Origin of the sequence: Buttiauxella ferragutiae (assembly GCF_022637515.1) — a bacterium.
In the GTDB taxonomy this organism is placed as follows: domain Bacteria; phylum Pseudomonadota; class Gammaproteobacteria; order Enterobacterales; family Enterobacteriaceae; genus Buttiauxella; species Buttiauxella ferragutiae.
Window position 1 is genome coordinate 2258041 of the sequence record NZ_CP093332.1, and the last position, 22579, is coordinate 2280619.

At 49.8% G+C, this 22579-nt stretch carries 21 protein-coding genes; 14 read left to right on the plus strand and 7 right to left on the minus strand.

What is annotated here, in order from left to right:
* Positions 1-15 precede the first annotated feature (15 nt).
* The 6 genes from azuC (at position 16) to MNO13_RS10410 (ending at position 5711) form a co-directional block, all read left to right on the plus strand.
* Positions 16-99 carry a stress response protein AzuC gene (azuC, locus tag MNO13_RS10385; RefSeq protein WP_115628089.1) on the plus strand — a complete coding sequence of 28 codons (84 nt, stop codon included), beginning with the start codon at positions 16-18 and terminating at the stop codon, positions 97-99.
* Positions 100-302: 203 nt separating this feature from the next.
* Positions 303-1895, plus strand: a complete 1593-nt coding sequence (locus tag MNO13_RS10390) for an ABC transporter substrate-binding protein (RefSeq protein WP_133521677.1) — start codon at positions 303-305, stop codon at positions 1893-1895.
* 72 nt (positions 1896-1967) lie between these two features.
* On the plus strand, positions 1968-2921 hold the full coding sequence (locus tag MNO13_RS10395) for an ABC transporter permease (RefSeq protein WP_064545752.1): 954 nt from the start codon (positions 1968-1970) through the stop codon (positions 2919-2921).
* A gap of 4 nt (positions 2922-2925) precedes the next feature.
* Entirely contained in the window at positions 2926-3771 is an 846-nt protein-coding gene (locus tag MNO13_RS10400) for an ABC transporter permease (RefSeq protein ID WP_121813736.1), read from the plus strand.
* Positions 3764-4747 carry an ABC transporter ATP-binding protein gene (locus tag MNO13_RS10405; RefSeq protein WP_241939952.1) on the plus strand — a complete coding sequence of 328 codons (984 nt, stop codon included), beginning with the start codon at positions 3764-3766 and terminating at the stop codon, positions 4745-4747. Before MNO13_RS10400 ends, MNO13_RS10405 begins: the two co-directional genes overlap by 8 nt.
* Positions 4734-5711, plus strand: a complete 978-nt coding sequence (locus MNO13_RS10410) for an ABC transporter ATP-binding protein (RefSeq protein ID WP_064545756.1) — start codon at positions 4734-4736, stop codon at positions 5709-5711. The genes MNO13_RS10405 and MNO13_RS10410 overlap by 14 nt, the downstream gene beginning before the upstream one ends.
* Before the next feature lie 6 nt (positions 5712-5717).
* Here MNO13_RS10410 and nadS read toward each other — a convergent pair whose 3' ends face one another.
* Positions 5718-6011: a NadS family protein gene (nadS, locus tag MNO13_RS10415; RefSeq protein ID WP_064545757.1), complete on the minus strand. Its 294-nt coding sequence runs from the start codon at positions 6009-6011 to the stop codon at positions 5718-5720.
* Positions 6012-6323, minus strand: a complete 312-nt coding sequence (locus MNO13_RS10420) for a type II toxin-antitoxin system RelE/ParE family toxin (RefSeq protein WP_241939953.1) — start codon at positions 6321-6323, stop codon at positions 6012-6014.
* A gap of 208 nt (positions 6324-6531) precedes the next feature.
* On the opposite strand from MNO13_RS10420, the gene MNO13_RS10425 reads away from it, so the two are divergent.
* Positions 6532-6783 (plus strand): DUF2766 family protein, encoded by a 252-nt coding sequence (locus MNO13_RS10425; RefSeq protein ID WP_034496127.1) that lies wholly within the window; start codon positions 6532-6534, stop codon positions 6781-6783.
* Positions 6784-6823: 40 nt separating this feature from the next.
* Here MNO13_RS10425 and MNO13_RS10430 read toward each other — a convergent pair whose 3' ends face one another.
* The 3 genes from MNO13_RS10430 to MNO13_RS10440 form a co-directional block, all read right to left on the minus strand.
* Positions 6824-8167 (minus strand): anaerobic C4-dicarboxylate transporter, encoded by a 1344-nt coding sequence (locus MNO13_RS10430; RefSeq protein ID WP_064545758.1) that lies wholly within the window; start codon positions 8165-8167, stop codon positions 6824-6826.
* Positions 8168-8315: 148 nt separating this feature from the next.
* A complete protein-coding gene (locus MNO13_RS10435) occupies positions 8316-10334 on the minus strand; it encodes a heparinase II/III domain-containing protein (RefSeq protein WP_064545760.1) in 2019 nt (672 codons plus the stop codon).
* A gap of 20 nt (positions 10335-10354) precedes the next feature.
* Entirely contained in the window at positions 10355-11593 is a 1239-nt protein-coding gene (locus tag MNO13_RS10440) for an alginate lyase family protein (RefSeq protein ID WP_083963346.1), read from the minus strand.
* A gap of 517 nt (positions 11594-12110) precedes the next feature.
* Between MNO13_RS10440 and MNO13_RS10445 the strand changes: the two genes are divergently transcribed.
* From MNO13_RS10445 to MNO13_RS10465, 5 genes are all read left to right on the plus strand, one after another.
* Positions 12111-13403 (plus strand): ABC transporter substrate-binding protein, encoded by a 1293-nt coding sequence (locus tag MNO13_RS10445; RefSeq protein ID WP_241939954.1) that lies wholly within the window; start codon positions 12111-12113, stop codon positions 13401-13403.
* A gap of 127 nt (positions 13404-13530) precedes the next feature.
* Positions 13531-14415, plus strand: coding sequence for a carbohydrate ABC transporter permease (locus tag MNO13_RS10450; RefSeq protein WP_121815643.1), 885 nt, complete (start codon positions 13531-13533; stop codon positions 14413-14415).
* Between the two features lie 10 nt (positions 14416-14425).
* Positions 14426-15265, plus strand: coding sequence for a carbohydrate ABC transporter permease (locus MNO13_RS10455; RefSeq protein WP_064545771.1), 840 nt, complete (start codon positions 14426-14428; stop codon positions 15263-15265).
* Between the two features lie 10 nt (positions 15266-15275).
* Entirely contained in the window at positions 15276-16364 is a 1089-nt protein-coding gene (locus tag MNO13_RS10460; RefSeq protein WP_241939955.1) for an ABC transporter ATP-binding protein, read from the plus strand.
* Positions 16365-16374: 10 nt separating this feature from the next.
* The gene (locus MNO13_RS10465; protein WP_064545774.1) at positions 16375-17511 is read left to right on the plus strand and encodes an alginate lyase family protein; all 1137 of its coding nucleotides are present in this window, start codon (positions 16375-16377) and stop codon (positions 17509-17511) included.
* Between the two features lie 50 nt (positions 17512-17561).
* Here the strand turns inward: MNO13_RS10465 and MNO13_RS10470 are convergent, their stop codons facing one another.
* On the minus strand, positions 17562-18065 hold the full coding sequence (locus MNO13_RS10470; protein ID WP_064545776.1) for a non-heme ferritin-like protein: 504 nt from the start codon (positions 18063-18065) through the stop codon (positions 17562-17564).
* A 279-nt stretch (positions 18066-18344) separates the two neighbouring features.
* Entirely contained in the window at positions 18345-19211 is an 867-nt protein-coding gene (locus MNO13_RS10475) for an AraC family transcriptional regulator (RefSeq protein ID WP_064545778.1), read from the minus strand.
* Positions 19212-19440: 229 nt separating this feature from the next.
* Here MNO13_RS10475 and MNO13_RS10480 point away from each other — a divergent pair, with 229 nt between their 5' ends.
* Together MNO13_RS10480 and MNO13_RS10485 are read left to right on the plus strand one after the other, a co-directional pair.
* Positions 19441-21273 carry a DUF2264 domain-containing protein gene (locus MNO13_RS10480; RefSeq protein WP_241939956.1) on the plus strand — a complete coding sequence of 611 codons (1833 nt, stop codon included), beginning with the start codon at positions 19441-19443 and terminating at the stop codon, positions 21271-21273.
* Between the two features lie 25 nt (positions 21274-21298).
* A complete protein-coding gene (locus MNO13_RS10485; protein WP_370090857.1) occupies positions 21299-22573 on the plus strand; it encodes an oligosaccharide MFS transporter in 1275 nt (424 codons plus the stop codon).
* The last annotated feature ends 6 nt before the right edge of the window (positions 22574-22579 follow it).

Consider the following 22579-nt stretch of genomic DNA (forward strand, 5'->3'; position numbering starts at 1 on the left):
AAACTGGAGCACACAATGAAAATGCGCAAAATCCTGAAAAGTATGTTCGAGCAGTACTGCAAAACCTTCAAAGATGTACCGCCAGCTGGCATGTTTTGATCTGTCAGCCTGAATAAAAAAACCTGCCGCGGCAGGTTTTTTTATGCCTGAAATTTGGCTTCTAACGCTGCATATTCCACTTTATATCGACAATTTTTGCTTTAGCACTTTTTCGCATAACGTTATGCGTTTTACACTTATTTACATTGTGGGTATGGCTGGTGCACTATGCGGACTCTATTTGAGATGGAGTCCGTGAATAAATGCGTAAACCTCTGTTGTTATCTGCGCTGTTTGCCTCTTTGGCCCTGGCACTTTCTGGCTGTGATGATGCGAAAACCGAAACTGCAGCCGCGTCTGCTCCAGCAAAACAAGCTTCCCAGGATGGCGGCAATTTAATTGTCGGTATTACTACCGGTGATCCATTAGCGGTGAACCCACTGTATGCCAGCGACCGCACCACGCTGACGATTATGCAGGCGCTGTACGCCCCACTGTATAGCTTCAATGGCGACAAGATTGAATGGGGGCTGGCAGAAAGCCTGACGCCATCCGAAGACAACCTCTCATACCTTTTAAAACTTAAACCCAATCTGAAATGGCAGGATGGCAAAGCGATTACTGCCGATGACGTGGTGTTTACGTTCAACAAATTGCTCGATGAAAAACAACATAGCTTCTTCCGCAGCATGTTCGTTTATGGCGATAAACCCATTCAAGTCAGCAAAATTGATGACCAAACGGTGAAATTCACGTTGCCGCAGGTGAGTGCGGCATTTGTTGGGACTCTGGTTCAGATTTACCCTATTCCGCAGCATGTTTTTGCTGACGAAAAGGGCGATATGGAAAAGAGCACCAAAAACGATGCGCCAGTCGGTTCTGGCCCGTTCAAATTTAAAGAGTATCGTGCCGGGCAGTATTACGCACTGACCCGTTTTGATGACTACTGGAACGGTAAACCGAAGCTGGATGCCGTGACTTACCGTTTTGCTAAAGACAGCAACTCTGCCAACCTTGCGCTGCAAAATGGCGAAATCAACATGAAGATGGTTGATCCGCAAGACGTCACCCGTCTGAAATCGAGCGGTAAATTCGACTTCGTTATCTATCCTGAAGGGCGTCTGGCCTATATGACGTTCAACCAAAACATCGACAGCATGAAGAATAAAGCGCTGCGTCAGGCTATCGCTTATGCCATCAATAAAGATGAACTGGTGCAGGCGGCATTCTCATCGCTGGATTACGCGCAACCTGCCGCGTCTATTTTGACGCCAGACACGCTGTATCAAACCAACGATGTTGAAACCTATAAATACGACGTTGAAAAAGCGCAAGCGCTGCTCAAAGAATCAGGCGCTCCGGCTAATCTGAAACTGCGTCTTGCTTATATCAACACCAACAAAACCCAGGAAAGCATGGGCCTGTATATTCAGCAGCAGCTGAAGAACATTGGTGTCGCGGTAGAACTGATGCCAATGGACGCTAACGCTATGTCGCAGCGCAGCCTGGATATGAAGAACACCATGTATGAGCTGAGCCTCGGTGGTTACATCATGGGTATGGAGCCTGATGGCTATAAGTCGTTGTATATGAGCAATGAAGCTTATAACTACGCGCATTACAAGAACCCGGCGTTCGATGCGTTATGGAACCAGGGCGCGACTGAAACAGACAAAACCAAACGTGCTGAAATTTATAAGCAAGTTCAGCAAACCGTCGCAAATGATATGGCATGGTATCCGATTGCTTATACCAATGCGGTAGTCGCGGTAGACAAACGTTTTGCCGGGACCAAAGAGGCTGAACCTAAGCCGGTTTATATGTTCCAGGACCTGTCAAAAATCTATCAACAATAATAAGCACTTGCCCTCGGATTACGGTTTACCCCGTGCCGGGGGTTTTCTTTTGGGTAAAACCTGGAAAGCAGTATGAACAATGTGTTAGTACGACGCCTGGCGCAACTTGTGCCGATGCTGTTCTTCATTTCGCTGGTGTCGTTTTTGCTGGTCAAACTGGCACCTGGCGATCCGGTGCAGGCTTACATTACGCCACGTATGAGCCCTGAGGATATTGAACGTATCCGTCATAGTCTTGGGCTGGATAAACCGATGTTTATGCAATACCTGTTGTGGCTAAAAAACGTGCTGCAAGGGGATTTGGGTTATTCACTGATTTACCATCGCCCGGTATTAACCATGATTGCTGAGCGTATTCCGGCCACTCTCGGTTTGATGGGCGCATCACTGGTTCTGGCGATGGTCGTGGCTATTCCACTCGGATTATTGGCTGGTGCTTATAAGCATCGCTGGCTCGATCACTTCCTGAATATGTTCGCTTATATCGGTATTTCAGTGCCGATTTTCTGGTTCGGTATTCTGCTTATCACGGTGTTCTCGGTGCAACTGAACTGGCTGCCGAGCATGGGGATGCGCACCATCGGCGTTGAAGATTCCTGGCTGGATGTGATTCGCCACGGCATTTTGCCGTGTATCGCACTGAGCTTTTATAACCTCTCGAACTATGTGCGTTACATCCGCTCCAACACCATCACACAACTGTCGGCAGATTACGTGCAAACCCAGCTGGCCTACGGTGCCACTCGTCGCACAATCTTATTCCGTCATGTCCTCAAAAACGTGCTGCTGCCGGTGATTACTTTGTTTGGCCTCTCGTTTGGCGAACTGGTGGTCGGGGCGTATGTCACCGAAAGCGTCTTTTCCTGGCCGGGCATGGGCCTGTTAGGGATCCAGTCGATAACCTCGCTGGATTACCCGTTGATCATGGCGATGATCATGCTGTCATCGACCATGCTGATTATCGGTAACTTATTGGCAGACTTGTTATATCGCGTGGCCGACCCGCGTATTAAGGCATTGAGGTAAGACGATGAGTAGACGTTGGCAACAAGTTAAACATGGCCTGAAACGTAATCGTCCAGCTCAATTCTCGTTACTGGTTCTGGTGATTTTCAGCATTGCCGCATTACTGGCGGCTCTCAGCCCGTGGGACCCTAACCAGATGTCGCTGACCGCAAGGTTGCTGCCGCCAGATGCCGCGCACTGGTTCGGTACTGATGACTACGGGCGCGACTATTTCACTCGAGCCTTGTACGGCGGCCAAATTTCCCTGATGGTCGGTTTCCTGTCGATGCTCTTTTCAACCTTGATTGGTACGCTGGTGGGGACGATTAGCGGCTACTTTGGCGGGCGTATCGACAACCTGATGATGCGTGTGGTCGATATTTTGCTGTCGATTCCGGCGTTCTTTTTACTGCTGGTGTTAAACGCTTACCTGAAGCCTGGCATCGCCAACATCATTTTAATTATCAGTGCGCTGACGTGGATGAACATGTCGCGCCTGGTGCGGGCGGAAACTTTGTCGGTCAAAGAGCGTGAATATGTGGTGTATGCGCGCGCCTGTGGCGAACACTCGCTGATCATCATTGCCCGCCATATTATCCCGAACATTTTGCCAACCATTATGGTCGCGGCGACGCTCAACATTGCCTCGGCAATCCTGATGGAGTCGACGTTAAGCTTCCTTGGGCTGGGTGTCCAACAGCCGAATGCCTCGTGGGGCAGCATGCTAAATAACGCACAATCTTTCATTGGCGAAGCCACCTGGCTTGCGATGTTCCCTGGGGTCTTGATTTTGCTGACGGTGCTGAGTTTTAACGTGCTGGGTGATGTTTTGCGTACCGCCTTTGAGCCAGGAGCGAACCGCGATGAATAACTTACTGGAACTCGACAACCTGCAAACCTCTTTCTTCACCCGCGAAGGGGAAGTGAAAGCGGTGCGTGGCGTAAGCTTTGCGGTGCAGCGTGGCGAAGTGGTGGGGATTGTTGGCGAATCAGGCTGCGGCAAAAGTGTCACCTGTAAATCGGTGCTTAAACTGCTGGGCAACAATGGCAAAGTGGTGGGCGGGCATGTCCATTTCAAAGGCGAAGATTTAGCCCGCAAAACGCCGGAACAGATGCGCCAACTTCGTGGCAATGACATTGCGATGATTTTCCAGGACCCGATGACCGCGCTCAATCCGGTGCTGACCATCGGCAAACAGATGAGTGAGATCCTGATTCGGAATCAAAATCTCAGCAAAAAAGCAGCCAAAGAAAAATCTATCGCCATGCTGCAACAGGTGGGGATTGGGAATGCTGAACAGCGTTATAACCAGTATCCCCATGAATTCAGCGGCGGGATGCGCCAGCGTGTAATGATTGCCATTGCGCTGTCTTGCCATCCAGCATTGCTGATTGCCGATGAGCCAACCACCGCGCTGGATGTCACTATTCAGGCGCAAATTCTGCGTCTGTTAAAACAGCTGCAACAGCAAACCGATACCGCCATTATGCTGATCACCCATGATCTCGGCGTGGTGGCGCAAGTGTGTTCGCGTGTGGTGGTGATGTACGGCGGTCTGGTGATGGAGCAGGGCAGTGTGGAAGATATTTTCTACCGTCCGGCGCACCCGTACACTCGCGGCTTGCTGGCTTCACTGCCGCGACAGGGTGAAACCGGCGCGCGTTTATCGCCGATTGACGGTTCGCCGCCGGGCTTACTCAACCCGCCACCAGGTTGCCCGTTTGCCGAACGTTGTCCGCAGCGTATGGCACGTTGCACCAGTCTGCCGCCGATGTATCAGACAGGTGAAGGGCATCAGGCAATGTGCTGGTTATGGGATTCGGAGGTGAACAATGCAGGACGTTAAGCCATTGGTTCGGGTCAGCGGGCTACGCAAATATTTCCACAGCCAGCAGGGTTGGTTTAACAAAACGCCCCCGGTGAAAGCGGTGGATGGTGTGAGTTTCGACATCTATCCCGGAGAAACTTACGGGCTGGTGGGCGAGTCAGGCTGCGGTAAATCGACATTAGGGCGCAGCGTGCTGCGTCTGTTTGATATTACTGAAGGCGAGATTGAGTTTGCCGGCCAGAACATTGCCAACATGAGCGACAAGCAACTCAAACCGTTGCGCCGCCGCATGCAGGCGATTTTCCAGGACCCGTATTCGTCACTCAACCCAGGCATGACGGTCGCGCAACTGATTGCCGAGCCGATGAAAATCCACGGCTATGGCAAAGCTCAACGCGAAGCACGCACTATTGAATTGCTGGAAAAGGTTGGCCTGAAGGCGGAGCATTTAAACCGCTTCCCGCATGAATTCAGCGGCGGTCAGCGCCAGCGCATCAGCATTGCTCGCGCTTTGTCGGTTAACCCTGAATTTGTGTTATGCGATGAACCGCTCTCGGCGCTGGATGTTTCGGTGCAGGCGCAGGTAGTGAATATTTTGCAGGATTTGCAGCAGGCATTGGGGCTGACGTACCTGTTTATCGCGCACGATTTATCGATGGTACGCCATATTTCTGACCGTATTGGCGTGATGTATCTGGGCTCGCTGGTAGAAGAAGCCCCGGCGGAAATGCTCTATACCGAACCGGCGCATCCATACACACGGGCGCTATTGGCATCGATTCCGGTCGCCGATCCGCATGTACAAATGCTGGAAAGGGGCGGTATTAGCGGGGAGTTACCGGGGGCGATAAGCGACTGGCCGGGTTGTAAATTCGCCAATCGCTGCCCGCGAGCGATGGATAAATGCCAGAGCCAAAGCCCAGTAATGCAGGAGATTTCTCCTGGTCACCGGGTGGCATGTTGGCTGTTTGAAGAAAAGTAAGCGTATTTAGCGTGGTGCCAGAGCGAGAATGACATGTTCAGGGTCATTCTCGATCGCACGTAGTAATGCTTTTGCTGGGCCTGTCGGTTCACGGCGGCCTTGCTCCCAGTTTTTCAGCGTATCGACGCTCACGGAGATCAGCCGGGCAAAACCGGCCTGCGATAACCCCGTCGCCTGACGAATGGTTTTGACCTGAGTCGCGGTGACTTCCGTTGCGCGAGATGGCTCGCGTTTACCTTCTACAATCTCATTCATTTGCGTCATGCTTTCAGACAGACGCGCGAACAGTTGTTTATCCATTTACCACCTCTCGTTCATTTGCCGCAAAAAACGTTTTTCCGCTTCATCCAGCTCGTCTTTGACCCCTTTCGGGTAAATCAGCAATAGTCTGATGATGCTATCGACGTTTTTATGGAAATAGATGACTCTAACGCCACTGCGTTTTCCCTTGTTTTTTGCAGGCCACCGCACTTTACGCAGGCCACCAGTATGGGGAATCACATCGCCGCTTTCCGGGGAAAACGTCAGGAATACCTGAAACAATCGGTATTCTTCATCCGTGAGCAGTGCGTTGACATCCTCTGTAAAAATGGGCGTTTCGATAAAAAGCATAATATCCGCCATTGGCGTATAGCCAGGATTAGGTTAACAGGAAGTGTGCATAAGTCAATGGCGTACTTAGATAGCATGCAAAACTCCGGTGGTTAACTGAATTCACAAAGTTTTAGTACGTTCTTCGGGATGCATTCCAGAATGGATTATTGCCTCAGGGATAGAGGCGCGAGTACTATGACGCCCATTGCGAAACAGGAGAGAAAGAATGTCCGAACAATTATCTGCCGACCAGGAACTGGTTTCTGACGTGGTGGCGTGCCAGTTAGTGATTAAACAAATTCTGGATGTCATTGATGTGATTGCGCCGGTAGAAGTCCGTGAAAAAATGGCGAACCAATTAAAGACCATTGATTTCGCCACTCATCCGGCAGCGGCGGATCCGGTGACCCGCCGCGCGATTCAAAAAGCCATTTCTTTGATTGAACTGAAATTCACCCCGCAAAACGAAGCGCATTAATTCCGAATTATAATCGCCCTTATTCAAGGGCGATTTGTCATCAGAAGAACGTCATCACTAATAAGTAACTCGCTGCACAAGCACAGCTCACGCCGATTAAGCCGGGCAAAATGAAACTGTGGTTAATGATGAATTTACCAATTTTTGTGGTGCCAGAACGGTCAAAGCCGATGCACGCCAGGTCGCTTGGGTAAGTCGGCAACACAAAGTAGCCGTAAGACGCCGGGAAGAAGGCAATCAGCATTTTCGGTTCAACACCCAGCATCAACCCCATCGGTGCCACGGCAGTTAACGCGGCAGCCTGGCTGTTCACCAGTTTAGAAACCAAAAACAGCACGATGGCATAAGTCCACGGGTGGCTTTGCACGACGCCTTCCAGCGCCATTTTTAGTTCTTCAAGATGTGCCTGGAAAAAGGTATCACTCATCCACGCCACACCAAATACCGAGAAAATAGCCACCATACCGGCTTTGAATACCGCGCCGTTAGAGACAGCCGAGGCATTCACTTTGCAGGCGATCAGCATTACGGCACCGGCAATCAACATCATCATCTGGATAACCAGATTCATCGATAGCGGCTTGAATGAGCCTTTTACCTCGAAGGCCGGGCGCAGCGCCGGAATTGCCCCTAATAACACCACCACCAGAATCCCGGCAAAGAAGATCCACGTTGACCAGTAGGCTTGTTTTGGGAACACCTGGTTCATCAGCGTTTCGCTGCTGCCGTAGATAAATTCACGCTGTTTCGGGTCTTTGAGTTTTTCCTGGAACTCTTCGTCGTCCTGCAAATCTTTGCCGCGACGTAAGCTCCACAGTGCTGCAATCAGCACGCCAAACAATGAAGCAGGAACGGAAACGCAGAGGATATCGAGGATGCCCCACGCCTGACCAATACCATGGTTAGCCGCCAGAATCGAAATCAGCGAAACCACCGCCACAGAAACCGGAGACGCGGTAATCGCCATTTGCGAAGCAATTGATGCCACCGCCATTGGGCGTTCCGGACGAATGCCTTTCTTCAGTGCGATATCGGCGATAATCGGGAACATGGTGTACACCACATGACCGGTGCCGCACAGGAAAGTCAGCATCCAGGTGGTGAACGGTGCGAGCAGGGTGATGTGCTGGGGATGTTTGCGCAGCAGACGCTCTGCAAACTGCATCATCACATTCAGGCCACCCGCAGTTTGCAATGTGGCGGCACAACCAATCACAGCAAGAATGGTCAGCATCACATCAACGGGGGGTTTACCTGGCTCAAGCCCAAAGATGAAGGTGAGAATAAACAGCCCAATGCCGCTGATTAGGCCAAGCCCCATCCCACCAAAACGTGTGCCCACTAACAGGCATAAAATAATGACAATAAATTCAATGGTTATCATGGTAGACCCTTAAAGTTGTATATGTAATTAGCATTACAGAATGTAAGGATTACCGCTGGGACACAGATCTTGTTTATTAAACTTCAATTAAAACAGCTTGTTAGTAACAATAAATTAACACTCCGCCCGAGACAGGCGGAGTGAATAATCATAACGGGAGATGGGAATACTGAAGGCGTGGAAGGATAGCGCTGTCGTTTGCTACGTCGACGACTACAACGTCTTCGCCATGTTTAAGCAAAATACGCATGCCATTGTTATCCTGGGTAATCTGCATATCGGTGATAGGTCGCTGGTGGTCGAAATCCCAAACGCTTACAAACACGGGATGCGTTTCATGGCTCCGTAACACCAGATAACTCAACTCACCAACGGCTGGATTATCCGGCGCGCGTCCTTGCCACAACTCGGCATGTCCATACAGCCATAGTGCTTGCCCGTGGTGGGCTGTGGCGAAGTGGCGCGGCTGGCAATTGGTTAACGATACGCAATGCGCATCATTCATGATAGACAACGGGCCGTGAGCACTAAACTGCGCCTGTTCACCTTCAACATCCAGTGCTTTCCCATGCAGATGTAGCGTCCAGTCGATTTGCTGGCAATGCGGATTATGCACGCTGCTAATGTCAATTAAGGCGTTATCCAGCCATAACAGACGGCGGCGAAAACGCACGTCACGCCAGGCTTCACTGTCCCATTGTACGCGGGTATGGCTGTCGAGTTCAGGCGGCGTTTGTCGCCAGTCAACCTCTGTATCCAGCCAGCAGAAAGCCTGGCTTTCATGATACTGGAGGACCACAGGAACGGCAGGGGGTTGGTTGGTTTGGTTGACTGTAATGGTGTTATGCGTGGCGCTATTTTTGTAATACGCATAGTGCATTGGCGCGCCATAACCGGTCGTACCAAGATCAGGCAGGATCTCTTTTGCACCATTAAACAGCAGAATGTTCAGGCGGTCATAGTGGTCATGCTCGCCGCCATAGGGCGTATGCTTAACCAGTAATGCGCGTTTCTTTTCTGTGTTACGCCACACGGTCAGACCGCTATGCGGGGCATGAGTATGACCCGCAGGAATCAGGTCCGGTATCTTTTCTGGCAGTGGTGTGGTGTAAAGCAGGGCATCAAGACCAGGACGCGGATGTTGCGCATTGATAGCCTTAAGCGCGGCGGCATACTGCTCATCGCGATAGTAATGCCAGGCAAAGTGATAAAGATGACCGTGGTCGAGTTTTTCCTGGCCATAGATACAATCGTTGATACGCGGAAAAGTGCCGTCTGGCATTAACAGAGTCAGCGGGAAACTAAGCATTTTTTTATAGTAAGGTTCATCCAGCAAACTCCACTGGGTGCCTATAGCCAGTTTTTCAAAAGCCAGAAAACCTTGCAGGGCGTAGAAGTGGTAATGAATAGATCCCTCGAACCACAGCCCTTCCTCGAACAGGCCCTGTTCAAGCTGATAACGCAGACCGTAAGGTTGGTTGACGGCAAATTCGACTAATGCGGCATCTTCCAGCACCAGCCCCAACACACCCACCGCGCAGCCAATTTTCACTTCATGGTTGTGTAATTGTGCAGTGCGATGGGCCATCAAAAACTGCGCACCAGCGCGCAATAAACGAACTGTAACGTACTCGCGCTGTTCGGCAGTGAGTGCCTCAGCGATGCAATCAAAACCGAGGGCGAAATCCAGCATGCAGTTCGCTTCGCAAAGTGTCTGGGCATTCATTTTCCCCGGACCATTGTACGGAATGCCACCGTGAATTTTGTAATCCGGATAGAACTTAGCGTAACGCATCAGCAATTCACTGACTTTATCCAGATAGATCTGCTCGCCAGTAAGTTGCCACAATAAACCCAGCTGGTGGCAGGCTTTGGCATTCAGGCCGTTGAGCTCACGCCACCACGCACCATCATAGGGTTCACCGCTAAAGTTTTGGCCGTCTATCGGGCAGCAATGGCAGGTTGGCGAGGCGCGATCCCACACCAACCTGACGCCGTGGTCGGGGCAGAAATAATAGAGATTCCAGGTTGCCAGGGCGGTTTCTGGCACAACGACTGGATTGTTGAGAACCACACTGTTGTCGGCAATCAACTGCTCAATAATGGCGGGTTGAGCGCAAACTCGTTGCTGAAGAAGAATAAGTTGTTGCGTGGTGAACTGCTTCATCGCTCGATCCTTATTCTCTATCACTGTTGCTTTAATGGGGTAATCAGATGCGAGATATCATCTGGATACTTCGCCATCAGCCATTCGGCTTTTTCAACAAACAGTTTGTCGTCAGGCCAGGCTCGTGCGGCACTGACCATATTCACCAGTGCTTTTTGATCATCCATTTTATCAATATCCTTCCAGGGCCAGGTTTCAGTGCTATTTATGTAGTGCGCGAGGTAGCGATAGCCCTGGCGCAAGCTATGGTCATCAAGAGTGAAATTCCAGACATCAACCCCAGCAATGTCCCCTAAACGCCCCAACTTGTTGTAAGCCTCAAGATGGAAATTGCTGTAATGCCACGGGCGAGTGCGCTCAATTTCCGCCATCTGGCGGCCTTCTTTATCAAAATGGGAGGGAATACGTCGTAGTTGGGTGATTTGTAGTCGTTTTTTAGCGGCGGTTATATCGCCACTAAACAGGGCAAATGACGCTGCCTGTAAATCAAAATAGGTGCCGTGATTGTTATGCCAATTGTCTTCTTCAAATCCGTTTTGGCTGGTGCTCATCCAATGGTAAAAATCGCCATACCATTGTTTTATCTTCTGATAATCTTCATCGCTGACCACATTCGCTGGGCGTAATAATTCAACGGCATCAATCACTTCTACCAGTGCGCGACTGTCAATCAGGCCAATCCCTCGGCCATCGTTAATCCCCGGAATAGCCTGCGCATGTTGCAGGTTAGGATTCATGCGCGTTTCTGGTTTCACAAACCAGTTCAGCAATTGGTCACGTGCTTTTTCGGCGTATGCCGGGTTGTGGGAAAATTGCCACGCCAGCGCCAGTGTCCAAACGTCATTGCTCATGTTCACCAGACGTTTTTTGTCCGTGGCATCACTATTGGCATCAGGGTTGGTTTGGCCATCTTTGCGAAGGTAGGGCAGGCCATCTTTTTTGTTCGGATCGGGCCACCAGTACGGTGGAAAACTGTAGTAATCATGTTTATCGCCGCTGGCGGCGATTAGCGTTTTATCCATCACTGAATACAGTGGTTTGTTCAGCGCCTTGTCTGCGTTGGCAATCAGTTTTTGATAAGCCCCGGTAAATTGTGGATTTTGTGCCTCTATCTGCTGCTGGCTATAGCGTAGATCATCGAGCTTAATTTGCAGTGGATGTGCATCGGCGGCATATAACGGTGAGGCCAGTAATGAACCCGCCACCGCCAACGAAAGCAATGACAGGCAAGATAATAAACTGGGTTTTGTCGGGCACATATTTTCTCCGTCCATCGATGGAATGAATTCAGGGTGCTAAGAATGTTCGCCTTATTAGTATCAATGTGTTGATACCGTTAATGGTGTTATTAATTTTCGTTAAATATGAGGCTAGAAATAAATTTTTTTGGATTGAGTGCGCAGTGTAAGAGGCGGAATAATTATTTGTGTGATTAACTTCAAATTAATATCAGAGATGTAAAATAACGCCTTGTAATGAGATTTGCATCACGAAAATGAGTGCTTTCAAATACTTGTTTATATTGTGCAGGTTTTTTTTAATTTTTTATCTTTATGATTTTAAAGGTTAAAAATGTTTATGTGATTTTTGATATGTTTTTTAGTGTGACTTCAAACACGTTTTTTCATTGTGAAACAGTATTTCTGTTTTATGGCGTTGTGTTTAATAAGGGCATTCTATTTAATTGCTGGGCAGCCTTTTCATTAGCGAAATAACCTGCTTCACTCCATTTTTGTTTCAACAATTAAATCTCTTAAAATAAGGATGTGAATATAAATGTTCCCTACAAAATTAAAATCCGCATTACTGATCTCTGCTCTTGGTTTAAGTGCATCGCAAACCTTTGCAGCAGAAACTTTGAACGTCTGGATTCGTGCCAGTAACGACTCCAAAAATATTTACAAACAAGAGGCCGAAACCTTTGAGCAAAAGACCGGCATTAAAATCGAGTACTTTAATGCTACCACCGACTTCGAACAGCGACTGGCGCGCGCGGCAGCCGGTAATGCACTACCTGACCTGATTTTTAACGATGCGGTCGCCATCGGACAATTCATCCAGCTCGGTATCGCGGAAGAAATTGACCCGAAAACTATTGCCGGTGGTGAAAACCTTTACCCGACCGCCTGGGAAAGTACCCGCTATACCGACGGTAAATTCTACGGCGTCCCCACTTCGGCCCAAACCTTCGCGCTCTTTGTGCGTAAAGACTGGCGTGAAAAATTAGGGATGCCTGCGCCAAAAACATGGAGTGACGTCGAAAAATTAGCCAAGGCCTTTACCACCCAGGACCCTGACGGCAATGGCAAAAACGACACCTACGGCTTTTTGCTCCCGGGCTCAACCACACGCGGCTACGCTAGCTGGTTTATGAGTGCCTTCTTGTGGCAAGCCGGTGGCGATTTTATTCGTGAAGGTGCGAAGGGGGAGTTTAAAGCTTCGCTAGACGAACCTGAGACCCGCGAAACGTTGCAATTTATGCGCGGCATGTTGTGCGAAAAAGTCGTGCAACCTGGAGCTATTAACGCCACGACCGCCGACATCATTCCGTCCTTCCGATCCGGACAAACCGGGATGTTCTTCACCGGCCCTTATCACATCGCTTTATTTGATAAAGACCCGGGTAAGGACAACTTCGAAGTGGTGACCCTAACTGGACCAAAAGGGAGTGCGACGCTTGCGGAAGGCACCACGGTCTTCATGATGAAAAGCAGTAAAAACAAAGAGGCGGCGCGCAAATTTATTGAATTTATGATTTCCCAGGAGGGGCAAGAAATTGGCATGGGTAAAGGCAGTAAACACATGCCTGTGGTCCGTTTGCCTGTCAATAAATTGGTCGATACCCAGGCGGTTTACAACGATGAACGCTGGGCAACTTTCGCCAAACTTTACGCTGAACAAGGCCGTTACGTGCCGCAAGTTCCAAACTGGACGCCAATTCGCCAAATAACCGCCGATGGCTTTAACCGCATTCTGGCGGACTGCAATAGCGATATTGCCGCTGAACTCAAAACCACCAACGAGAAGGTCAACGCTGAACTTGCCAAACAGCAGGTACTGGCGAAGTAAGGGTAGTTATAACGTAACCCTCACCCCATCCCTCTTCCATCGGGAGAGGGGGAAAGAACTTTCGCTCTCCTTAGGGGAGATGGCAAGAGTGAGGGGTAATAACGAAAACCGTAAAAAATGAGTGAAAATAACGATGTTGACTCCTCGCCAGAAACGAAATCTGGTGCCATGGCTTTTCCTCGCTCCGGCACTGGTCATTTTCACCTGGTTTAAATTCATCCCGATGCTGCAAGGCCTGGTGATGAGTTTTTACAAAGTGAACTTCAATCAACCAGATGAATGGGTTGGATTTGCCAACTTTGCACGCGCGTTCGCCGACATAGAACTGCATTCGGCAGTTTTTAACACCTTCCTGTATGTGGTGGTGACAATGGTGGTCGGGGCGGTTTTGGCATTCTTCCTTGCCATGTTGCTTGAAGGGCCTGCTCGCCATTTGCGTTTCATCCGTACGGCGATTTTCTTACCCGCGGTCACCAGTGCAGCAATCGTCGCCGAAATGTGGCGTATCTTGTTCAACCCAACGCCTAATGGTGTTGTGAACCACATCTTGAGCTGGTTCGGTATTGCCGACCAGGGGTTCCTGGCCAGTGCCGATCAGTCGCTTTGGGTGATCATGCTGCTGCATATCTGGAAAGCAGTACCGTACAACATGGTGATCTTTATTGCTGGGTTGGCGGGCATTAGCCGTGACTTGTACGACGCTTCAAACGTGGATGGTGCGAACTGGTGGAACCGACTGCGTTACGTCACGTTGCCTGGCATGATCCCGGCGATTTCTGTGGTGCTGATGTTGTCATTTATTCGTGGCTTCCGTGTGTTTGCAGAAGTGTATGCCACTACGGGGGGTGGGCCATCCGGCGCCACTGAAATGATCATGACTCATATCTACAAACTCGGTTTTGAGCAATTTGACTACGGCTATGCTTCGGCGGTGTCGTTCCTGTTATTCGCTTTCACCGTCGTGTTGACGATTTGTCATCTCACTTTGAAAAAGCGCATCGCCCGCTATTAAGGAGCCGCCCATGTTAGGTAAACGTTGGGATACCGTAGGCCGCTGGATGATTTATGGCTTGCTGTTAATTGTATTTGTCGGGCCATTCTGGGGCATTGTCGCCACGGCCTTTAGCGGAGCACCGGTTAAACCGGGCGAACTGCTGGCATGGCCAAATGAGTTTTCCATGGAGAACTTTATCTTTGCCTGGCAAGACATTGGCGTCTGGCAATATTTGCTGAACTCAATGGTGGTGGTGTTCTTTGGCACCATTTTGCAGGTTGCCGTTAGTGCGCTTGCCGCCTATGCGTTGGCACGCAAGAAGTTCATCGGCGTTTCATTGGTTAGTCTGGTCATTCTTTCCACCATGATGCTGCCGGAGGAAGTGATCGCCATTCCGCTGTACATGATTATCAACTGGCAACTGCCGCTGATTGATTCGTCACTCTACAACACCTATCTGGGCATGATTATGCCGGTTGTGGGTTGGGCGTTTTCGATCTTCGTCTTAAGCGAATTTATGGCGGCGATCCCTAAAGAGCTGGAAGAGGCGGCGCGTATCGATGGGGCAAATGAGTGGCAAATATTCTTCCACGTCATTTTACCGCTGGTGAAACCGGCACTCGGCACCGTTGTGACGTTTGGCTTCATCATGATTTGGGACCAGTACCTGCTGCCGCTAATTGTGGTGAACCATGACAGCCTGAATACCATCCCGGTTATTCTTGGCCGTCTGCGTACGGACGAAAGTATTACACCAAACATTTTCATTGCCATCACCTTACTGGCGATGTTGCCAAGCATCATTGTTTATCTCGGTCTGCAAAAACATTTCAATCGCGGGATTATGTCCGGCGCGGTCAAAGGATAAGGAGCGACACATGGGTTCCGTGGTACTGAAAAATGTCTGTAAATCATATGGTGATGTGCATGTCATCAAAGATGTCTCTTTGACTATTCCAGATGGAGAGTTCTGTGTGTTGGTTGGCCCAAGTGGCTGTGGGAAATCAACGCTGTTGCGCATGATCGCCGGGCTAGAGGAAATTACTGGCGGTCAGGTTGCGATCAATGAGAAGGATGTCACTGACGTTGAGCCAAAGCTGCGTGATATCGCGATGGTGTTCCAGAGTTACGCACTGTATCCGCAAATGACAGTGCGCGAAAACATGGGTTTTGCGCTCAAAATGGCAAAACTGCCTAAAGCGGAAATCAGCCAAAAAGTGGAAGCGGCCGCTGATCTGCTCGGACTAGGCATCCTGCTGGATCGTTTGCCAAAAGATCTTTCCGGCGGCCAGCGTCAGCGCGTAGCGATGGGGCGCGCCATTGTACGTAATCCTCAGGTGTTTTTGTTCGATGAACCGCTCTCTAACCTTGATGCAAAATTGCGTACTCAGGTACGTGGTGAAATCCGCGAACTGCATCGCCGCCTGAAAACCACCTCGGTGTACGTGACGCATGACCAAATTGAAGCCATGACCATGGGGCAGATGATCGTGGTACTGCGGGAAGGGCGTATTGAGCAGGTGGGTAGCCCGCTGGAGTTATACGACCGTCCGGCTAATTTGTTCGTTGCCGGATTTATCGGTTCGCCTGAAATCAATCAGTTAAAAGGTGAAGTGACACTACAAAACGGCGAGATGATGTTACGCCTCAATGATGGCTCTTTGTTAAGCTTGCCGCCGGGCGTACAAGTCAAGCCGCAGCAAAAAGTGGTGTATGCGATTCGCCCGGAACAGGTCAATGTAGTGAGCGAAGCAGAACAGAGCGGGGCGCTGAAAGCGACCATCACAGCCATCGAAAATACCGGTTCTGATATGCAGTTATTCTGTAACACAGGAGGCGGTGCATTTACTTCGGTGTTTAAGCAACGCTTAAATGTTCGGGAGGGGGAAACGGTATGGTTGCAGCCTCGACTGACCGGTATCCACATTTTTGATGCCGAAAGTGGGCAGCGAATAGCCTGTCATTAAGGAGCAGTAAATGAAGTTGTATACCCTGGATGTGACGTGTCTTGAGAATGCTCGCCGTGGCTTACAGCAGCCTTTTTCTCCGTTACAGCTGGCACTGGGTCAGCTGGTCAGAGAGGCGGATAAACTCCGTGGTCAACCGCTGGAAAGCGTGGTGCATAAAAAATTGCGTCCGGTGAGTGGCGATCCACATGATTACTACAGCCTGGGGACATACTGGTGGCCCAATCCGCGCAGGCCTAACGGCCTGCCGTATATTCGTCGCGATGGGCACACCAACCCGCAATGTCAGAATAACGACACGGATACCACGCGTATAATCCGTATGTGTGAACGCAGCCTGACGCTTGGGCTGGCGTGGTACTTCACTGGACAGCGCAAGTACGCGCAGGCGGCGGCGGAACAAATAAAATGCTGGTTCCTTGACGAACAAACGCGGATGAATCCGCATTTGAACTACGGTCAGGCGATCCCAGGGATTGTTTCTGGCCGTGGTACCGGGCTTATCGATACGCGCTTGTTATGGATGGTGATTGATGCCATTGGCCTGATTAGCCCAGCGGGAGTGTTGGATACCGACGACATTATCGGTTTGCACCAATGGTTCAGGGACTTTAATCACTGGATGTTTTACAGCGATGTGGGTCACTCTGAATATGTCTGGCATAACAACCACGGCACCTGGTATGACGCACAGCGTGCGGCTAATGCACTGTTCTATGGTGATAAAGGGCTAGTGGCTCGCATCATTCAGCAGGGGATAACCCAACGCATGGCGGCGCAAATCGACCAGGAAGGGAAACAGACAATGGAACTGGAGCGTCCGGTGCCGTTCCACTATTCCTTGTTTAACCTTGAAGCGCATTTGTTGTTGAACCGTTACGCTGAGCATGTCGAGTTTGACCGCTGGAATGCCGTGCAGGATGGTCGAAGTGTGAAGCTCGGTATCGATTATTTGATGCCGTTTATCGCCGACCCGGATTTATGGCCGTACAGTGATTTACAAGGCATTGTCTGGGATAGCGCCTTGCGCATCATATTGCAATCGATGCGCGGGTATCCCAAAGAGGCTGCGCGTTATAAAACCGTGTTGGGCAGCTTCCCTGAAGATACCCTGGGTCTGCATGAACAACTGATGTGGTGCGCTTAGGCAAGGGTGTGACCTGGCCGGGCCTTAGTCATTGACCCGACCAAAAGGCCTCAATGCTGCTGATGATTCACCAAATTCGTCAAATGCTCATCGGTCTGGCTCATGCACATTCCGGCTTTATGTGCATTACGGACTTCATCGAGAATGGTATTGAGCAACACACCTTCGTCTTGCTGCTCCCGATCCATGGTTTTCAGGAAAGTGAGCGTCGAGAAATCATTTAATGCGGTAGCTTCTGCGGTCAGTGTGGTTAATGTCGCGCAACGTTGGTCATAATCGGCCACCGTTTGCTCGAACAACGTTTCTAATGAATCGCATTCGCGTGGCGGTTCTTCAATCGTCGCCACAATAGGATTACCACCGGCTTGCTTCATAAAAGTAAAAATACGCATCATTTGCGTGACGCTGCATTGTGCCTGATTTCTTAAAAAGATCGCTGTGCCCGTTAAACTCTTTTCGGAGCACCAGTGACTTAAGCGCAAATAAAGGTTGGAGGAGTAGAAGTCGCGGTTTATCTGTAAGTTAAGTCTTTGAACCATGCCGGAAGTTGCCATAATCATTCCTTTATTGAATCGGAACATCGGTGAAGATGGGGTAAACAATAAAAATTCATGGGGGATGTTTAAACCATACCTCTTTAGGGGTATTCGGAGAACTATTAATTATGTCGTTTTATCACTATTTTCAGCCTGGAGTACTAATAAATAGCAAAGGCTAAAAATGAAATGATTATTAATGCGCGACTTTGTTTTTATATTTTATAAATATAATGAGCTAAATTGTGATTCACAGCTGAGTACTGGAATAGGCTAGTGCTTGTTTATTGTGTTAGATCATATTTTCTGCCCATCGGATAATTGCGCTCGTGACTGTTTCCGGTACTGCAACGGAGTTTGATTCATCATCTTCTTAAAACAAGTAATGAAATAAGTGTCCTCGATAAACCCCACTTCCTGAGCGATGGCGTCAATGCTTAACGGCGAAGTGCGCAACAGGTCGCAGCTTTTCTTGATGCGCCGCGTCAGTAAGTACTCATGAATACTGCCGCCGGTCTGCTGGCGAAAAATACGTGAAGTGTAGCTGCGCGATAATCCAATAGATTGTGCAAGTTCATCCAGTGAAAACTTGGTGCTGTAATTATTCTCGACCCACTGCATGATGCGCGAGGCAACCGTAGGCTGTTGCGGGATAAATGCCTGCGGCTGCGCGGGGAGAAACGCCATAATCTGCATCACCATAAACGCAACATCACTGGCCGTTGAGTGCGCTGTCGGATCCAGCTTATCGAACCCGCCAAGAATCACTTCCATAAATTCTGCCTGTTCACTCAAATCGTACACCTGCGCGGGCACGTTGCTGGCGGCCAGGGCTGAAAATTGAGCCTGTTGGCGCGCAAATGCCTGCAAAGAGCCGATCACTGAAGAGTGCTCAATGTGCATAGTGGTGCGGTGATACTGGTTTTTGTCACTGGCTTCGACATGCACTTTGTGCAAACGGAACGGTGGGAAAATAAATAACCGGCCAGGCCGCGCGGTGTAATGTTGATTATCCACGACAACAATGCCATAGCCTTTTGAAATATAGAGAAATTCAACACATTGATGCCAGTGATAGTACTGAGCACTTGAAGCGCGTAAACGGTGAAATGAGATAACCTGGCTATCAAGTGTGATGCGCTCCATCAATTGTGCTTCGCTCATTTCCCCTCCAGGACAACAAATTTAAGTTTTTACGCCATCATTTGTAATTTATTCACCTTGCGAATAGAAAAATCCAGCGAAATTGAAATGGCGGTTTATTTTTGTGATGCGGCTCACTCTGAGCCTTGAATAAAAGCGACTAATCTGTTCATCAACGCGAAGTATTAGCGCACTGAAAAATAGCTATAACAATAACTTACTCTATTCTCGTGTTTAACGGGAGGACATCTTGCAACCTAAAAACATTACAATAAACAACCGCCTTGAAAGCAGGGACGATCTACAAAAACTGGTTAACGAATTATTGAATGCCGTTTCGCCATTCTTTAAAAAAGATGCCAGTCGGGTCGACCTTGCTAATTTCACTGCACATTACGGCCAGCAGATTGCCAATATGGAAACTTTCTCGCGTTTGCTGTGGGGGGTGACTCCATTGCTGGCGGGTGGAAGTGAACCAGAGCAATTCTCTTTTTATATCCAGGCGATAAAAAACGGTACTAACCCGGAGCACGCAGATTATTGGGGGGAGGTGGCACCTTTCGATCAGCGCATTGTGGAAATGGCAGCCTACGGGTTAATGCTGGCGATAGCGCATAAGCCGCTGCTGGCGCATTTCAATGAACAAGAAAAACAGCATCTTTGGCAGTGGCTCAGGCAAAGTGAAAACCAGGATATTCCAGATAACAACTGGCATTTCTTCCCAATTCTGGTGCAGGTAGGTTTCCATCGTTGTGGAATGCCGAACAATACTGATGCGCTGGAAACGCATTTTGCTGCCATGGAACAATATTATCTCGGCGATGGCTGGTATTCAGACGGCCCAGGACGCCCGCGTGATTACTATATTTCGATGGGCTTCCATTTCTACGGGCTGATTTACGCCAAATTAATGGCGGATGTTGATCCTGAACGTTGCAATAAACTGCGCGAGCGGGCGGCCCTGTTCGCTGCCGACTTTATCCATTTCTTTGCGGACGACGGCGCTGCTATTCCCTTTGGCCGCAGCCTGACTTATCGCTTCGCACAGGGCGCATTCTGGAGTGCTGCGGCATTTGCCGGGCTGGAAGTCTTTGAACCTGGCGTGGTAAAGGGCATTGTTCTACGCCATTTACGCTGGTGGCTGCAACAACCGCTGTTCGACCGCGATGGTGTGCTGAGCGTCGGTTACAGCTACCCAAATCTTGTCATGGCGGAAGATTACAACGCACCGGGCTCTCCGTACTGGGGGCTAAAAACCGTATTGGTGCTGGCGTTAGGCCAGGACGATGCCTTCTGGCAGGCGCAAGAGTTGCCGCTGCCACCTGGTGACGCACACCATAGCATTCCTCATGCTGCGCAAATTCTGGTTCATCAGCCTAATCATTTATGGATGCTAACTTCCGGCCAGCTTGAGCTGAATAACTTCGTTAATACCGAAGCTAAATACTGCAAATTTGCTTATTCCACACGCTATGGTTTCACCATTGAGCGGGGGCGTTACGGCTTAAATCACGCGGCTCCAGATTCGATGTTGCTGTTATCTGAAAAAGACGATTACTGGCGCGGGCGTCGCGATTGCCAGAACGTCACAACCGCGGATGGCATGATTTACAGCCGTTGGCTGCCATGGAGTGACGTGACTATCGACACCTGGTTACTGCCGCTGGGCGACTGGCAGGTGCGTGTGCATTCCCTCAAAACCGAACGTGAACTGGATTGTGCTGAAGGCGGTTTCAGCCTGCCAAACCGTCCGCTTCCCGAAGCGCAAATGGCGAAAGCTTGCTGCCAACTGACCTCCGTCACGGATACCAGTGTCATTTACTGTTTGAGCCCGCAACCGCGCAATGGCGACCAGGTGTTAACGCCGCCAAACAGTAACCTGCTCTTTGCTGAACGGGCTGCGGTTCCGCTGTTGAAAGGGGAGTTGAGTAAAGGCACGCATCTGTTAATCAGTGCTGTCTGGGCAGGGGATTCAGCGGTATTTGATGCGAACACTCGCCCGCAAGCCATGGTCAGCGAGGGTGTTGTGCGCCTGGTGATGGGTAAGCTCGAAACACAAATCATGTTGAATAAACTGCCGTGATGATTCTGGAGAAACACCAATGAACATGTCGACAATAACGCGTACCGCACAAATAAAAATGAGCAGTTTCATTTTTCTCTACTTTTTCACCTGGTCCTCAAGCTTCGGGCTATATGCCTTGTGGCTGAGTCAAAAAGTCGGTTTAGACAGCATCACGATCGGTAGTGTTTTTGCTATCAATGGAGTCTTTGCCGTAGTGATGAAACCGGTCTATGGCTACATCATGGATAAGATCGGCATGAGTAAATGGCTGCTCTATTTTGTCTGCGCCGTTTCCGCACTGATGGCCCCGTTCTTTGTTTTCATCTACCAACCTTTACTACTGACGCACACCATGGTGGGGATTGTGATTGGTGCGCTGTACCTGAGCCTGGGCTGGTATGCCGGTGTGGCCGCTTCCGAATCCTATGCTGACCGCTTTAGCCGCATGTATGGTCTGGAGTTTGGTCGCATTCGTATGTGGGGTTCACTGGGCTGGGCAATGGCCGCTTCGGTTTCCGGTTTGCTGTTCAACTACACGCCGCTGGCCAACTTCCTTGTCAGCAGCGCCACGTCAGTGCTGATGCTCCTGATGTTGGTCAGCCTGAAAATTGGCGACGAGCAACTGCGGAGTAACAACGTGATTTCCGCAAACAAAATCGTCTTTGCCGATGTGCTGATGTTACTGAAAAACCGCAAATTCTGGATGTTTAGCCTCTATGTCGCCGGTGTGGCATGGATGATGTTTGTTGCTGAACAGCAGTTCCCGCGTTACTTCGTTTCGTTCTTCGACACCAAAGAGCAGGGCAATGCGTGGTACGGCTACCTGAGCACCGTCCAGTCCGGCATGGAATTCGTGATGATGATGTTCATCCCGTTGCTGGTAAATCACTACGGTGCCAAAAAAGGGTTGCTGTTCTGTGGCTGCGTAGTCGGAGCCCGTCTGATTGCATCCGGCCTGACCAGCGACCCGCTGATCATCTCGATCATCAAACCGTTCTACGGTGTTGAGATCTCGCTCCTGCTGATTTCGGTATTCAAATACATCGCGGAGCACTTCGACAAAAAAATTAACGCCACCATGTATCTACTGGGTTATCAGGCCATGATCTACGTCGGTTCCGTGGTTGTGGCACCGCCAGCCGGATATCTGTACGACAAAATTGGCTTCGGGCAGACCTACTTAATCATGGGAAGTTGTGCGCTGCTGTTCACCCTGGTTTCTGCTTTCACACTCTCGCGCTGCCAGTCAAAGCGCGATGAGTCCCGCAATTTCGCACCCGCTTTAAATACCGCACCGGCCGAGCCGGTAAAACATTAATCTTAG